This is a genomic window from Pseudomonas gingeri (assembly GCF_013386115.1).
GTDB lineage: Bacteria > Pseudomonadota > Gammaproteobacteria > Pseudomonadales > Pseudomonadaceae > Aquipseudomonas > Aquipseudomonas gingeri.
The window spans coordinates 478,084-493,561 of sequence record NZ_JACAOR010000014.1 but is presented as its reverse complement, the minus strand read 5'-3'; the positions used below and the strand labels follow the sequence as shown (position 1 = coordinate 493,561).

Here is a 15,478-nt window from a genome sequence, read left to right as displayed (position 1 = left end):
GCCCTCCCGTCGTGACCGTTAAAAATCATTGTTGCCAGCCATGGAAATTGAACGTACGTTCAACTAATATCCACCCACTTCATGTCGTGCTTGCGGGCCTCTTCGCGGGCAAGCCCGCTCCCACTCTGTCAGAGCCAGGCGCGGATCTTGTGTGCAACCTGCCCGCGACGGCGCCGGTGATACCGCCATGGCATTTCAGAGCACTCCAGACAAGGACTCCCGTGAGCACCGACACCCGCAAATTTCGCCGCGCCGAACCCGACGAGCGCCGTGACCTGCTGATCGCCGCCGCCCTGCGCTGCCTGGCCCGGGACGGCCATGCCGGCATTTCCGTGCGGCGCATCGCCACCGAGGCCGGAGTCTCCGTCGGCCTGCTCAACCACCACTTCGGCACCATCGATGCGCTGATCGCCGACACCTACCACAAGCTCGCCAGCGAACTGACCAGCACCCTGCTCGAAGAAGTCCGGCAGGCCGGCAGCGCCGCGGAAAAGCTCGATGCCTTCCTGGTCGGTTCCTTCTCGCCACGGATCATGGACCCGCAGTTGCTCGGGGTCTGGGTGGTGTTCTGGAGCCTGATCCGCCACTCCGGACACGTCAGCCAATCCCATGAAAAAAGCTATCGCGCCTACCTCGACCTGATCCGTCAGCTACTCGACGACCTGGCCGCCGCCGAGGGCTTCGCCATCCACGACAGTCGCCTGGCCGCCATCGGCCTATCGGCGATGCTCGACGGACTCTGGCTCGAGTGGTGCCTGAACCCCGAGACCTTCAGCCCCGCCAACGGCCTCCATATCTGTCGTTGCTGGATAAAGGGGTTGCGACACGGAGCATTCGGCACCGACGACGTCCTGTGACGGGTGACGGCCGAAGATCATCGCCAGGGTGCCGCTGACCGCGATCAGCCCGGCACCGATCATCAGCGACACATCCATCAGCGTGCCCCAGATCAGGTTCGACAGCAGGAACGCCCAGATCAGCCCGGTGTATTCGAACGGCGCCAGCAGGGTCGCCGTGGCGCGCTGGAAACTGGCGAACAGCAGGAACTGGCCGATCCCGCCCACCAGCCCGGCCGCGAGCATGCCCAGCCAGGCCGGGGTCGGCGCCGGGGTATGGGTCCAGGGCAGCGCCAGCGCCATGCAGAGGACAAACACCACGTTGGTGATCAGCATCTGCTCCAGCACCGAGGTCTGCTCGTCCACCTGGCGCAACTGGATGTAGGTAAAGGCCCAGCACAGGGCCGCCAGCAGGGTCAGTACGATCGGCCAGGGGTCGGCCATATGGCTGGGCCGACAGGCGATCACCACCCCGACAAAACCGACGATCAGGGTGAACCATTGCCAGCCGCTGGCATGCTCCTTGAGGATGACCGCCGCCAGCACCGTGACCATGATCGGCGCCGAGAAATACAGGGTGGTCATTTCCGCCAGGGTCAGATCGCGGGCCGCCGTGTAGTACAGCAGCCAGGCGACGATCGACAGCAGGCCACGCACCACCAGCAGCCGTCGGCTCGGCGAACGCCAGGCCCGCCGGACCAGGCGCAGGCGGCCCACCAGCAGGCAGGCGAGCACCACCACGACACCCCGCCAGAACAGGATGGTGACCACCGAATAATCGGCCACCAGCCATTTGATCGCGGCGTCCTGCAGAGCCAGGAAGGCATAGCCCAGGGTGCACAGGCCAATCCCCTGCAACGACCGGTCAACCCGAGGCGTACTCATCTCACACCGACCTGCGCATCGGCGTTCCGCGCCGTTCGGCGAAGGCAAACAGTGCCTCGATCAGGAAAGTCAGGCAGACATAGACCCCGGCCACCAGCAGCAGCGGCTGGTACACCTGCAGGGTCTGCGCCCGCACCACGTTGGCCGCGCCCAGCAGGTCGATCACGGCAATGGTCGAGGCCAGCGCCGTGGACTTGAGCAGCATCACCGTCTCCCCGGCCAGGGTTGGCAAGAGCAGGCGCATGGCCCGTGGCAGGCGCACCCGCAACAGCGACTGGCGCGGGGTCATGCCGAAGGCCGAGGCCGCTTCCATCTCGCCCTTGGGCACCGCCAGCAGGCCACCGCGGATCACCTCGCCGACATAGGCGCCCACCGACAACACCAGGGCGAAGACGATGTACCAGTAGCCGTCACGCAGGTAGGGCCAGAGGAAACTGCCGCGAATCAACGGGAACTGGGCGAACAGGCTGCCCAGCCCGTAGTAGAAGATGTAGATCTGGATCAGCAGCGGCGTCCCGCGCAGCACGCTGGTGTAGAACAGGCTGGCCTTGGCGACCAGGCGGTTTTTCGACAACCTGGCCAGGGCCACCAGCACCGCCAGCCCGAACCCCAGCACGCTGGAGATCAGCAGGAGGCTGATGGTCGTTTGCAATCCGCGGCCCAACAACGCCGCGTATTCGAGTATCCACGCTGGAATCATTTCATTCACTCAGCCAAAGGCATCCAGCGACGGATGCGTCGCTCAAGCCGTCCCGACAGGTAGTTGGACACCAGCGTCACCGCGTAATACAGCGCGGCAGCCGTGAGGTAGAACAACAGGTAGTGGCGCGTCGAACCCGCGCCCTGCTTGGCGGTGTACAGCAACTCGTTGGTCCCGACCACGCTGATCAGGGCACTGTCCTTGATCAGGTTGATCCACAGGTTGGCCATCCCGGCCATGGCATAGGGCGCCATGATCGGCAGCGTGACCCGACGGAACAGGCCGAAACCGCTCAGGCCGAATGCCCGTGCCGCCTCGATCTGGCCGTAGGGGATCGCCTGGATCGCTGCCCGGAAGATCTCCGAGGCATAGGCGCCCTGGACCAGCCCCAGCACCAGGATCGCCGCCAGCGGGCCGCTGACATTCACCGCCTCCTGGCCGAACTGCGCCATCAGCGAGTTGAGCAGCATGGAACCGACGTAGTACAGCAGGAGGATCAGCAACAACTCCGGAACCGCCCGGAACAACGTGGTGTAGCCGCGCATCAGCGCCGCGACCGGCTTGGGCGCGCCGAGCTTCAGGCACGCCACCACCAGCCCGATGAACAGCCCGACCACAAAGGCCCCGGCGGAAATCTGCAGGGTCATCCAGAGCCCTTTCAACAGCGCACTGCCCCATCCCTGTTCGCTGAAATTGATCAATTCGAACATTGCTGGCTCCCAGCTCCTACAGGTTGATCGTTCCCACGCTCGGCGTGGGCATGCAGCCGTGATGCTCTGCGCCACACAGCGGACGCGGAGCGTCCTGTGAGGCATTCCCACGCTGGAGCGTTGGAACGATCGGACGCTAGAACGCCGGTTTGATCGTTCCCACGCTCAGCGTGGGCATGCAGCCCGTGACGCTCTGCGTCACACAGCTGACGCGGAGCGCCCTGTGAGGCATTCCCACGCTGGAACGTGGGAACGATCGGACGCTAGAACGCCGGTTTCACACTGGTGCCGAAATAGCTCTGGGAGAGATCATCGTAGTCCTTGCTCGCCAGCAGGGTCTGGATCGCCTTGTCGAGGCGGGCCTTGAGCTCGGTGTCGTCCTTGCGCAGGCCGGCACCCACGCCCTTACCGAAGATCGGGTCATAGGGCACCGCGCCGAGATAGGCCAGGTCCTTGGCATCCGGAGTCTTGACGAACGCGGTCATGGCCGTGCCGTCCGCCATCATCAGGTCGATGCGCCCGGCAATCAGGTCGGCGTTGGCCGAGTCCTGGGTGTCGTAGTACTTCACATCGGCGATCTTCTCGTAATAGGCCTTCAGGTAGCTGGCGCTCACGGTGGAGTTCTGCACGCCGATGATCTTGCCCTTGAGGTCATCCGGGTATTTCTTCACCGTGGTGCCCTTGGGCCCGACAATGGCGATCACCGAATCGTAATAGGCCTTGCTGAAAGCGATCTGTTTCTCACGTTCCTCGGTCACCGACATGGAGGAGAAGATCACGTCGATCTTCTTCGCCAGCAGCGACGGGATGATTCCGTCCCAGGCCACTTCCTTGATCTCGCATTCGGCTTTCATTTCACTGCACAGCTTGTGGATCAGGTCGACCTCGAAACCCTTCCATTCACCATTGGCCTGCTTCTCGGTGTACGGCGGATAGGGTTCGGCCGCGACCGCGAAGCGGATGGGTGCGGCCTGTGCCGCGCCCATGCCGGCCAGCAGGACACAGGCCACGCCCGTCAACCAGTTTGCCAAACGTCGATTTCCCATGATGTTGCCCCGTCTTTTTATGATGCGTTAGCGAGTCTGATGAGCGTTGACGAATTGTCGGCAACGTTCGCTGCGTGGGTGTACGAACACTTCATCCGGCGAACCGGTTTCCTCGATCAGCCCTTGATGCAGAAAGGCCACCTTGGAAGAGACATCGCGTGCGAAGGCCATCTCGTGGGTCACCAGGATCATGGTCCGGCCTTCTTCGGCGAGGGAGCGGATCACCCGCAGCACTTCCCCGACCAGTTCCGGGTCGAGTGCCGAGGTGGGTTCATCGAACAGCATGACCTTGGGCCGCATGGCCAGGGCCCGGGCAATGGCTACCCGTTGTTGCTGTCCCCCGGAGAGAAACGCCGGGTACTCGTTGCGCTTGGCCGCGAGGCCCACGCGTTCAAGCAGTGCTTCGGCCCGTTCGATGGCTTCGGCACGACTCTCGCGCAGGACCTGGGTCGGCGCTTCGATCAGGTTTTCCAGCACCGTGCGATGGGGCCAGAGATTGAAGTTCTGGAACACCATGCCCAGGCTGGAACGGATCCGTACCAACTGCCTGGCATCGGCCACCAACGGTGCGCCGGGGCGGTCGTAGTTCAGGTGAATGCTTTCGCCGTCCACCAGGATGCGGCCCTGGTCCGGCACTTCGAGCATGTTGATGCAGCGCAGCAAGGTGCTCTTGCCCGAACCGCTGGCGCCGATCAGCGAGATCACCTCGCCCTCGCGGGCGGTCAGCGACACGCCCTTGAGCACCTCGATATTGCCGAAGCGCTTGTGCAGGCGCTCGACCTCGATCATGGTCCGGGTAGCGGCAGGTTCGGCCGCGCCAGGGGGCGTCACACGACTGATCAGCGGCCGTGGCGGCTCGCCGTTGAGGACCCCGACAAACCCGCGGATCCGCTGGCAGGCCTGCTCCAGGCGTTCCTCGCCAAGAGTGAAGGACAGTCGCACAAAACCTTGCGCCGGCTCGCCGAACGCCGCTGCATCGAGCACCGAGACGCCGGCCTCGCGGAACAGCCGCCAGGCGAACTCCAGGGAGGTGAGGCCAGTCTCGCGTACATCCACCAGCACGAACATGCCGGCGTCGGGCTTGAGCACCGCGATGCCCGGACAATCGGACAGGCCCTGCACCACCAGGTCGCGGCGCCGGCGATAGATCTCGCTCATGCCCCGGGTCACTTCGTCATGGGCCTGGACCGCCTTGAGCGCGGCCTCCATGACAAAGCCGGGCAAGCCATAGAGCATGCTCAGTACCAGGGTCTCGGCATGAGCCACCAGGGTTTCATTGGCCACGATCCAGCCAATGCGCCAACCGGTCATGGCGTGGGATTTCGACAGGCTGCCGATGGTCACGCAGCGCTCGGCCATGCCCGGCAACGCCGCCAGGCTGACATGCTCACGCTCGAACGCCAGGCTTTCATAGACCTCATCGACCACCACCCACAGATCGTGGGCAATCGCCAGGTCGGCGATGGCTTGCAGTTCTTCACGACTGAGCACGACACCGGTGGGGTTGTTCGGGTTGGAGAAGAAGATCGCCCGGGTGCGCGGGGTGATGGCCCTGGCCAGCAAGGCGGCATCGAGGCGGAATCCCGAGTCCGCCGCGCAGGGCACCCGTACCAGGGTCGCGCCGGAGGCCTTGAGGGTGGCCTCATAGGTCACGTACATAGGGTCCAGGGCAATCACTTCGTCACCGGCGTTGAGCAGGCACAGGGAGGTGATGAACAACGCGTTCTGCGCCCCGGCCACGGTGATGACATTCGCCGCCTGCAACTGACGGTCGAACAACGGGCTGTAGCGTGCGGCGATGGCTTCGCGCAAGGCCAGGCGCCCGGCGATCTCGGTGTAGTGGGTGTCGCCTTCGCGCAGGGCCTCGATGGCCGCTTCGGTAATGAAATCGGGGGTGGGGAAATCCGGGTCGCCGACGCTGAGGATGATCACATCCTCGCCGCGGCGCTGGGCTTCGAACGCCGCGTGATGAATGTCCCAGGCGGCCACACCGTCACCAGAGATCCGCTCAACAAAAGGTGAAAACCGCATGCCAGTGCCTCGTTCGAATTTGAAGAAACGCAAGCCCGCAACCAGCCGGGGGTGGTGGAGCCAACATAGACGAAGCTGAACACTCGTTCAACAGGAAAAATCCGCCAGCTTCGCGTTCAGCGCAAACAGGTCGTTTTCACGACAGTCGTGCCGGTTTTCAGCACTGGATCGCCTTGGTTTCGACGAACTCCGCCAGCCCTTCCTCGCCCCATTCACGGCCGTTGCCGGACTGCTTGTAGCCACCGAACGGCGCCCGGTAGTTGAAGGCCGCACCGTTGACGAAGCACTGTCCGGCACGCAGTCCGCGCGCCAGTTCCAGCGCCCGCGCCGGGGTGCCGGCCCAGACCGCACTGGACAGGCCGAAGGGCGACTCGTTGGCCAGGCGCAGGGCCTGTTCCTCGTCGTCGTAGGGCAACAGGCACAGCACCGGGCCGAAGATTTCTTCCTGGGCGATGCGCATGGCGTTGTCGACCTCGGCGAACAGCGTCGGCCGCACGTAGAAACCGCGTTCCAGTCCCTTCGGCACTTCGGCGCCGCCGCTCAGCAAACGGGCACCCTCCTGCTGGCCGACGCGGATGTAGTCGAGCACGGTACGGCGCTGGGACGCCGAGCACATCGGGCCGAGAAAGCTCTGCGGGTCCAGCGGGTCGCCGACCTTGAGGCTTTCGCTCTCGGCCCGCGCCAGCTCCAGGGCCTCGGCGTAGCGACTGCGGGGAATCAGCATGCGGGTCAAGGCGGTGCAGGTCTGCCCGGAGTTGATCATCACGTCCTGCACGCCATGGCGCACGGCGGCAGCGAGATCGGCATCGGCGGTGATCAGGAACGGTGACTTGCCACCCAGTTCCAGGCACACCCGCTTGACCGTCGGCGCGGCGGCCATCGACACCCGCACGCCGGCGGCGGTGGAACCGGTGAACGACACCATGTCCACGTCCGGATGCCGGGCCAGGGCTTCGCCGACCTTGGCGCCGGGGCCGCTGACCAGGTTGAAGACGCCGGGCGGCAAGCCGATGGCGTCGATCATCTCGGCCAGCAGGAAGGCATGCAGCGGGGTTTCCTGACTGGGCTTGACCACCACCGTGCAACCCGCCGCCAGGGCCGGCGCGAGCTTGCCGATCAGTTGATGCAACGGGTAGTTCCACGGATTGATAAAGGCACAGACACCCACGGCCTCGCGGATCACCAGGGAGTTGCCGACTTCGCGCTGCTCTTCCATCAGCGTGGCGATTTGCGCATAGCTGAGCAGGCCCTCCAGCGGGCCGTCGACCTGGACCGCCTGGCACCACTGCACCGGCATGCCCAGCTCGGCAGTGATCAGCGCGGCCATTTCCCCGGCGCGGGACTTGAGCTGCCTGCCGAGTGCCAGGATATAGCCGGCGCGAACACTGGCCGGGGTACGCGACCAACTGGCAAAGGCGCGGCGCGCGGCGGTGACGGCACGCTCGACATCGCGCTCATCGCCCAGCGGGACTTGCCCGGTCACGGCTTCGGTGGCCGGGTTGATCACTTCGGCGGCGCCGCTGCCATGGGGCACGACCCAGTCGCCGTTGATATAAAGATGGGTGTAGGTATTCATTGTTATTGTTCTCCATCATCGGGATTCGCAGATCGTTCCCACGCCCTGCGTGGGCAGGCAACCCGTGACGCTCTGCGTCACAAGAGCGAACGCGGAGCGTCCAGCGAGGCATTCCCACGCGGAGCGTGGGAACGATCATCAAGGCATCAGCGGGCACAGGCATGCTTGAGTTCGATCAGGGTGACGCCGGCATGGGCGAAGCCCGTGCGCAGATCGCGCTCCAGTTCGTCCAGGCTCTGCGGCTCGCAGACACTGCAACCGAACGCCCGGGCCAGCAGGGCGAAATCCGGATTGCGCGGCAACACGCCCAACGGTTCGATATCCAGGCTGAGCATGTCGTCGCGGATCTGGCCGAGGGCATCGTTGTTCCACAGCAGCACCACCAGCGGGCTGTCCAGCTCTTCGACGGCGGTGGCCAGCTCCTGCACCGTGTAGAGAAAACCGCCATCGCCCACCAGCACCAGGCCTGGCCGCCGGGGCGCGCCGAACTTGGCGCCGATCCCCGCCGGCAAGCCGTAGCCGAGGGTGCCGTAGCCGGTGGGATGCAGCCAGCTGCGCGGTGCCCGGCTGGCAAAGGCGTAGTTGCCGGTGTAGGCCAGCTGGGTCATGTCGCTGCTGATAAACGTGTCGGCCGGCATCGCCGCCGCGATGCGGTCGAGGATCTGCTGGTGGATCGCCTGCAACGTCCCATGGCCGGCGCGTACAGCCGTCCTCAGCTTCGCCACCGCCTGAACCGCTTCCCGGGCATCGCGAACCTGGGCCGGCAATTGCGTCAACAAGGCCGCCAGCGTCTGCCGGGCATCGCCGTGCAAGGCCACGGCACAGGGATAGAAGTCGTTGAACTTGCGTGAGTCGATATCGACCCGGATCACCTCGCCGGTCAGCGGCAGGCGTTCCCGCCAATAATCGGTATCGGCCATTTCGGTGCCGACCGCGAAGACCACATCGGCCTGGGCGATCAGTTCCCAGCCGGGCTCGACGCACAGGCTGGAACCGGCGTTCAACGGCGCGTCCGGGGCCAGCAGGCCTTTACCGGCGACGCTGGTGAACACGGGCGCGCCCAGGCGTTCGCTCAAGGCCTGCAGCTCGTCTGCGGCGGCCAGCGCACCGCCGCCGGCAATGATCATCGGCCGCCGGGCCTGTTGCAGTCGCCACGCGGCCTCTTCCAGGACCTCGCGACCCGGCAGCCCGCGCCCCGGGCGACGTACCACTTCAGCGCTCCAGTCCCGGCTGACGGCACCGGCCAGCACATCCAGCGGCACCGAGATATGCACCGGCCGTGGCCGCTCGCTGTCGAACACGGCAAAGGCGCGGGCGACCAGTTCCGGCAGGTCGTCGGTGCTCAGGGCCACCGCGGAAAACGCGGTGATCGGCGCGGTGATCGCCCGCTGGTCCTGGGTCTCGTGCAGGCACCCCCAGCCCTTGCCCAGGCTGGCGGTGTGGTTGACGCTGGAAATCACCAGCAGCGGAATCGAATCGGCGTAGGCCTGGCCGATGGCGGTGGCGGCGTTGGTCACGCCGGGGCCGGTGATGATGAAACAGACACCGGGCTTGCCGCTGACCCGGGCATAACCGTCGGCCATGAAACCGGCACCCTGCTCATGGCGGGCCAGCACATGGCGGATGCCGCTGCCGGGCAGGCCGCGATACAGCTCCAGGGTGTGCACGCCGGGAATACCGAACACCGTGTCGACACCGTAATGGGCCAGCAGGCGCACCAGGGCCTGGCCGCCGGTGAGCGTGGTGGAAGAAGCCTGCAGGGTCGATTGGGAACTCATGCTAGCCCTCGTCTTGTTGGGGTGGGGTGATGGGAGATCGCCGGCACTATTAAACACTCGTTCAATAGCGCAACACAATCCTCCCCGGACACCTCGACAAAACCCGACAAACCGATACAACCTGTTGTTTTTTATAACAATAATCCTACCGCAGTTTTCTCTGTCCGCCGACCTGTTACATCTTTGAACATCCTCGTCCACAGCATTAACTACCGCCCCCGGTCTGCGGCTTGCGCGTTGAATGACGGTCCTTCCGCAACGACAAGGACCTTCAGCATGAGCCCCCCGATCACCTCGAGCGATTCGCCCGCAAGCGACGCCGCATCGGTGTCACTGGAACACGCCATCGCGCATTTTCTCGCCGACCTGCCCGCCGAGACCGCCCGCTGCATTCGCCTGGCCAGCGGTATCGACAGTCCCGCCCTGCGCGCCGCCTACAGCGAATCGCGCCAGGTGCCGGCGCTGCTGTTCGACACCCGCCAGCGCTTCGAGCTGGACCAGGAGATACAGGACTTCATCGACGCGCTGAGCCAGGACTCGCCCGCCGTGTCCCGGCCGACAAGCCTGACCTGGCAGTTGCAACTGCTCGGCCTGGAACTGCTCTGGCCGGCGACGAGCGTGCTGCAGGTGTACGACCCGCCCGCAGAGACGATGGCGGCCGAATACGGCCCCGACCGTTCGCCCGACCTGCCGAGGATACGGGTCAGCCGGGCGCAGGTGCTCGATGGCAACCTGTGGAGCCACGTCCTGCCACAACTAAGCGCGGAACAGCGGGCGTCATTGCTGGGCGGGCAGTACACCACCCTCGACAGCCAGTTGTCGGCACTCAGGCGCCAGGCCGCCGCACAATTGTCCTCTCGCCGCGAGGCGCTGTTCGACAACCTCCACGCCTTCCGTCAGCAATCCCACGATCCGCTGGAAAACCTGCTGCGCGACCAGGTCCCCTGGCTGTCCCGGGCGGCAGCCCACGAACTGCTCGCCAACTCGAGCGGGCACGACCTTCATTCGCTGGCCTTGTCCGAGGGCGAACTGAGCGAGGACCAGGCACGGGATGCCCACTGGTATCTGCAGGAGGAACGTCTGAACCAGGCTTATGAAGGCCTGTTCCTGGAAAGCCGACAACACAACGACGATACCCAGAGGTTGCTGCTGCACAGCCTCGCCACCTTGCCGGACTGGCCAGCGAGCGGCGTGCGCCTGGAACTGCGCGAGCAGGCGCCGGACGGCCCGTTGCTGGCCGGCATCGGCGAGCCACAGGCAGAACAGACCCACATCATCCTGCGCCGTGATGGCCGTTTCAGCCTGCATGCCGCCGAAGGCCCGGAGCAGGCAGCGCAGCCTGACCTGCCCGCGGTCCTGGCAACCCTGCCGGACACCCTGCGCCAGCCCCTCGGCCTGACCGACCGGCCAGCCATCCAGCGCCTGCTGCGCCAGCACCCTCCTCTTTCACGCGCCGATCTGCGCGCCTTGCTGGAACTTTCCCCCTTGGAACCCTCACACCGCCTTTCCGATGGCAACGGCTACCAGCAGGACGCGCCCGGCGCCTTCGCCGGCCCCGATCTGCTCGCCCAGCGCCAGCGGGAAACCTTCGATGCCCTGGCCGCCACCAATGACCGCACCCTGATGCTGGCGCGCCAGCAACCCAATTTCCACTGGTTCGCCGGGCTGCTGCTGAGCCGGCAACTGGCACGTGATTTCCCCCAGGCCGCCTCGAAGGATCCCGATGCGATCTTCCTCAACACCTATGAGGAAAGTCTCTACTGGCCCCTGTCGGACAGCGGTGAGCGCGGCGAGCAAGTGCGCTATCGCGGTGTCAGGCAGTCGCAGACGCTGACGCAAGTGTTTGTCGAGCATCTGGCCGGCAACCCGCAAACATTCGACCCGGCCACCAGCGGCCTCTACGCCAGTGCGACCGGCGTCTACGACGAACAGCAACTGACCGGCCTGGACCTCGGGCGCCTGGGCAAAACCCTGGATGACGCGGGTCTGGGTTTCGACGCGCGTTTCACCGAAGCCCTGGACAGCTTCTGGGCCAGCGTCGCGTCGCTGCTGCGGGAAAACCTGCGGACCCAGATGCGCCTGGAAGCGCAGTTGCGCGAACTGGACCTGAGCCTGGACAAAGGCCATCGCGAGGACCTGGAGCGGGTTCTGGAGCAGCCTACCCATGAGCAACGCCTGAAAAAATTCCCCGCGCAGGGACCGATCCACGTCTATCGGATTGCCCTGCGACCGGCCGACCTGATTCTGCAAGGCTGCCTGGTCATCACCCGCAGCCCCGTCGGGGACACCCACAAGCTGCCGGCTCTGTTCTATCAGATCGGCCGTGGCCTGGAGCCGTTCGCGTCGTTGCAGGCCCTGAAAAAGAACCTGGTCCGGCGCCTCGATGACAAGGTCGAACGCGAATCGCTGCTCGAACTGCTGCCGCAGCGACAGCGAACCTGGCGCCCGCCGAGCACTGCCGACGGCAGCGCGCCGTTCAGCTACCGGGTCGAACAGGGTGATCCCTTCCAGCTCCTGGTGGACGGATTGCTCGCCAGGCAGAAAGAGGATTTCAGCGACACCTGGCGCTTTGTCAGAGGCGCGCCGGGCCTGCACAACGATGTCGTCGAGTTCGCCCGGCAGCTGGACAGTGCCGTCAGCCTGGCCGGTCCACTGGACATCGCCCCCGTCCTCAGGCGGCGCAATCGCGACCTGATGTTCAGCGACCTGCTGCAGCGGATCAACAGCATCAGCCAGGACGAACAGACCCGGCTCGCGACCTTGTGGCGCCCCACCCTGGAACCCAACCCGGCGCCCTCTTCGCTCAGCGACCTGCCGGCCCTGAAAGCCCATGCGGCGGGCCTGCTCAAGAGCCATCTGCAACAGCACTATCCGCAGATCCAGGCCGCCCCCGACGACATCGTGGTGCATGTCTCCCATACCACCCACCACCTGAGTCCGGCCTGGCAAAGCCAGCCACCGGTCACCCGGATGCACCCGCGCAGCCTGTCGCTGACGGCCCTGGCACTAGAGAACATCAAGGGCACGCGCCTGGGCGAAACGGTCAGTTTCAAGGCGATCCTCATCAATCCGAACGGCACCCCGTCGAGCCTGACGGACAGCCAGGTCCGGGCTATCGTCCGGGCCGTGGATGCCCCCGGTAGCTACAAGACGCTGCTCGAACAGAAACTGCTCGGCCGGGACCAGGCGTCGGTGCGCACCGCCTGGATCGAAGGGCAACGCGCGCGGATGAAACTGCAGGCCTATGTCGCACGCCTGAGCGGGGACTTTCTCGACGCCAGGGGCAGTGCCCTGGAACGTGGCTACCGGCGCATCGAACACCTGCTCAAGCATCCGTCGGCCCAGCGCCGCCCGCTGCTGGACGGCTACAAGGTCCAGGCCAACTACCTGATGCTCGGCGGCACGGACGGGGCTCGCAACGGCATGAGTATCGACGAGGTGCTGGTGATCAGCAGCGACGATCCCGCCGGTCGCCTGCTGTTCTACACACCGCAATCTCCCGACGGCAAGGCCTGGCGCGAGCTGGCAGGCCTGTCGGCGATCGAAGCGCTGCTCAAGCAGCCGGAGTGGAAATCCTATTGCATCGCACGGGCCGCCCGGAACGAACAGTGGGATCCGGCCCGGCTGTTCACGCGCCAGTTTCCGCTGGTCCGCTACTTCCCCATCGAAGGCGACCTGTTCAGCACACTGTACGAGGCCAGGGCCCGGCACCTGATCAGCAGCGTCGAATACCTCGGGGCCAGCAACCAACGGGTGGACCATGAAACGCTCTGGTACTGGATCAATGTGAGCTGGCGCTTCGCGATCGAGGTCATCCTCGGCGCCTCGCCCTTGCAGCTCAGCCTGTGGATCTATGCGCTGCGTGGCCTGTACGGCATCGCCAATGTCGGCCAGGCCCTGGCCCTGGGGCACCACCAGGAAGCCACGGACGCCCTGGTCCAGGCCCTTCTTGACGCCGCGGCGCCCTTCCCGCTGCAAGCGATGAGACCCCTGTTGCTCAAGGCGCGGACGTGGCCCCTCGCCAGGGTTTCCCGCCTGGTCAAGACCCGCCGGGGCGGCCTGGACGGCTCCCGGCAACCGCTGCTGAGCGCCGAATCTTCCTCGGCGACATCGCTCAGGTCCCTGGCCTCGGAACTCCGGGACTACGAACTCAGCAGCGTGCCGGAACTGAACTACTACCGCGACGGACTCTTCGTCGACCGCACGGCACGCATGGACCAGTACGTGAAGCTGGAGGGCAAGTGGTACCGCACCGGTTCCCGTGGCGGCAAGCGCTACCTGCTCAAGGAACGCACCTGGACGGAAGATATCGAACTCGTGCGCGAGGGCAGTCATTGGCAACCCTTGCCCAGGACTCGCCTGTTGGGCGGCGCCCCCGAGGCGGTCGGCGCCGCACGTTATGAAATCCCGGCCACCTACCGGAACACCCTCGAAGGGCTGATTCGCACCTATAACAGAACGCTTGATCCCGGCTGGTTCGTTCCGACGGCTTCCGCGCTGGAGCGCCAGGCCGCCCCGAAGGTGCACTTCGCCTCAAGACGGTTGCTTGAAGACGCCCAAAGTTTCTTCGCTGAAAAACCGGCCCCCGTGGCCAAGACCCTGGCGACCGACCTGCTGGAAGCCGGGCTGGCGACACACCTGCTCGAACGTGCCTATCAGACCGGCAACGGCATCGTCCTCGGTGCCCCCTACTCGGCCAGGGCCGGCCGCAAGTTCCTGATCGACAACATGCGCTCGCTCGCCACGGAGCACCAGGTCAAGACCCTGTACCTGGAAAACCTCCTGACGGACTTCGATCAGGTTCACATCAACAACTTCCATCGCAGCGACGTCATGTCCCCACGCCTGAGGGAGACACTGAGACTGCAAGATCTCGAACACAGCATCGACCCGAGCGGCCCCTACGCCTTGCATGAGGTGCTTGACAGCGCCCGGGCCAATGGCATTCGCGTCCAGGCGATCGACTGCGCCGCAAGCTACCGCCAGGGCCTGCGCAGCTACCATCCGGATCGGGCCAGGACCCTGAAATACTATGCCCGCCAAGTCATCATTACGGACCAGCTACAGCAAGGCCCGCATCGCTGGATTGCCCTGAGCCAGGATTCACATGCCAGCGGCGTGCACGGCGAGGCGGGCCTGGCCGACCTGTTGGGGGCGGTCAACCTGCGGGCCGTCGATGTCGGCGGACAACCCCTGCCGCTACGCATACTGCGTGATCCGGGAGAGTTCACGCTGGGCAAATATGAACAGGATATTCAGCTGGTACAGGCCGATGCCAAGCTGGAAGTGAACGTGTCGCCCCGAGCGCTGATACAGGTACGCCAGCCCCACAGGAGACTGCTGACCCGACCAGGGGATTTCCTGCTCGAACAAGACGGCGATCAGTACACGGTCGTCTACCGGCCGGTCGATCCCCTGAGTGCCCGTCTGGTGGTGACGATGGAGCAGCCGGTGGTACGGACCCAACTTCCCGACAGTTCATCCTATGTATTTCATCTCGACGCCCCGCTGAACCTCAATATCCGCGGGATCCAATACAAAAGCATCGACGACCTGATATGGGGGCTCAAGCAGGGCAACATGAGGCAAGTGGTCGAGCTCAACAATGTCACCTACCTGCGCCAGCCCAGGCTCGACACCCATCCACAACTCAGCCACGCGGGCATGTTCACTGTCGAGAAGTCCCCGAATGGGCTGGTGCTGGTCAATCGCTCCAAGGATCGATCCCTGGCAACGACGATCATCCATACCGACAAGGGCACGGGCAAGTTCTATATCGAACATAAGCGCTGGGGATTCAGCGAGGCGCAACAGTTCAACAGTATCGACGAACTGTCCCAGGAGTTGGTCAGAGAGGTGGGGCTGACGCGCGTGGTGGAATCCACCGATCTCTGATTCACAACGCCCGATTCACAA

The 15,478-nt window shown here is 64.9% G+C and carries 8 protein-coding genes and 1 pseudogene; 2 read left to right on the top strand and 7 right to left on the bottom strand.

Features of this window, described 5'->3' with window-relative positions:
• Nucleotides 1-11: 11 nt before the first annotated feature.
• Nucleotides 12-761 (top strand): annotated as a pseudogene (locus HX881_RS32910) (TetR/AcrR family transcriptional regulator); the annotation flags it as partial.
• Here HX881_RS32910 and HX881_RS28985 read toward each other — a convergent pair.
• The 7 genes from HX881_RS28985 to HX881_RS28955 all read right to left on the bottom strand — a co-directional run bounded on the left by HX881_RS28985 (nucleotide 717) and on the right by HX881_RS28955 (nucleotide 9,562).
• Nucleotides 717-1,721: a DMT family transporter gene (locus HX881_RS28985; protein ID WP_042935010.1), complete on the bottom strand. Its 1,005-nt coding sequence runs from the start codon at nucleotides 1,719-1,721 to the stop codon at nucleotides 717-719. The pseudogene HX881_RS32910 and the gene HX881_RS28985 overlap by 45 nt on opposite strands.
• A 1-nt stretch (nucleotide 1,722) precedes the next feature.
• Nucleotides 1,723-2,421: an ABC transporter permease gene (locus tag HX881_RS28980; protein WP_177087963.1), complete on the bottom strand. Its 699-nt coding sequence runs from the start codon at nucleotides 2,419-2,421 to the stop codon at nucleotides 1,723-1,725.
• A 5-nt stretch (nucleotides 2,422-2,426) separates the two neighbouring features.
• Nucleotides 2,427-3,131 carry an ABC transporter permease gene (locus HX881_RS28975; protein WP_177087961.1) on the bottom strand — a complete coding sequence of 235 codons (705 nt, stop codon included), beginning with the start codon at nucleotides 3,129-3,131 and terminating at the stop codon, nucleotides 2,427-2,429.
• A 263-nt stretch (nucleotides 3,132-3,394) separates the two neighbouring features.
• On the bottom strand, nucleotides 3,395-4,177 hold the full coding sequence (locus HX881_RS28970) for a transporter substrate-binding domain-containing protein (RefSeq protein ID WP_042935008.1): 783 nt from the start codon (nucleotides 4,175-4,177) through the stop codon (nucleotides 3,395-3,397).
• Nucleotides 4,178-4,204: 27 nt separating this feature from the next.
• Complete coding sequence (locus tag HX881_RS33025) at nucleotides 4,205-6,208, bottom strand: aminotransferase class I/II-fold pyridoxal phosphate-dependent enzyme (RefSeq protein WP_177087959.1); 2,004 nt, start codon at nucleotides 6,206-6,208, stop codon at nucleotides 4,205-4,207.
• Nucleotides 6,209-6,365: 157 nt separating this feature from the next.
• On the bottom strand, nucleotides 6,366-7,784 hold the full coding sequence (locus HX881_RS28960) for an aldehyde dehydrogenase family protein (protein ID WP_177087957.1): 1,419 nt from the start codon (nucleotides 7,782-7,784) through the stop codon (nucleotides 6,366-6,368).
• A gap of 146 nt (nucleotides 7,785-7,930) precedes the next feature.
• Complete coding sequence (locus tag HX881_RS28955) at nucleotides 7,931-9,562, bottom strand: 5-guanidino-2-oxopentanoate decarboxylase (protein WP_177087955.1); 1,632 nt, start codon at nucleotides 9,560-9,562, stop codon at nucleotides 7,931-7,933.
• Between the two features lie 276 nt (nucleotides 9,563-9,838).
• Here HX881_RS28955 and HX881_RS28950 point away from each other — a divergent pair, with 276 nt between their 5' ends.
• Nucleotides 9,839-15,457, top strand: a complete 5,619-nt coding sequence (locus HX881_RS28950; RefSeq protein WP_177087953.1) for a membrane-targeted effector domain-containing toxin — start codon at nucleotides 9,839-9,841, stop codon at nucleotides 15,455-15,457.
• Nucleotides 15,458-15,478 lie beyond the last annotated feature (21 nt).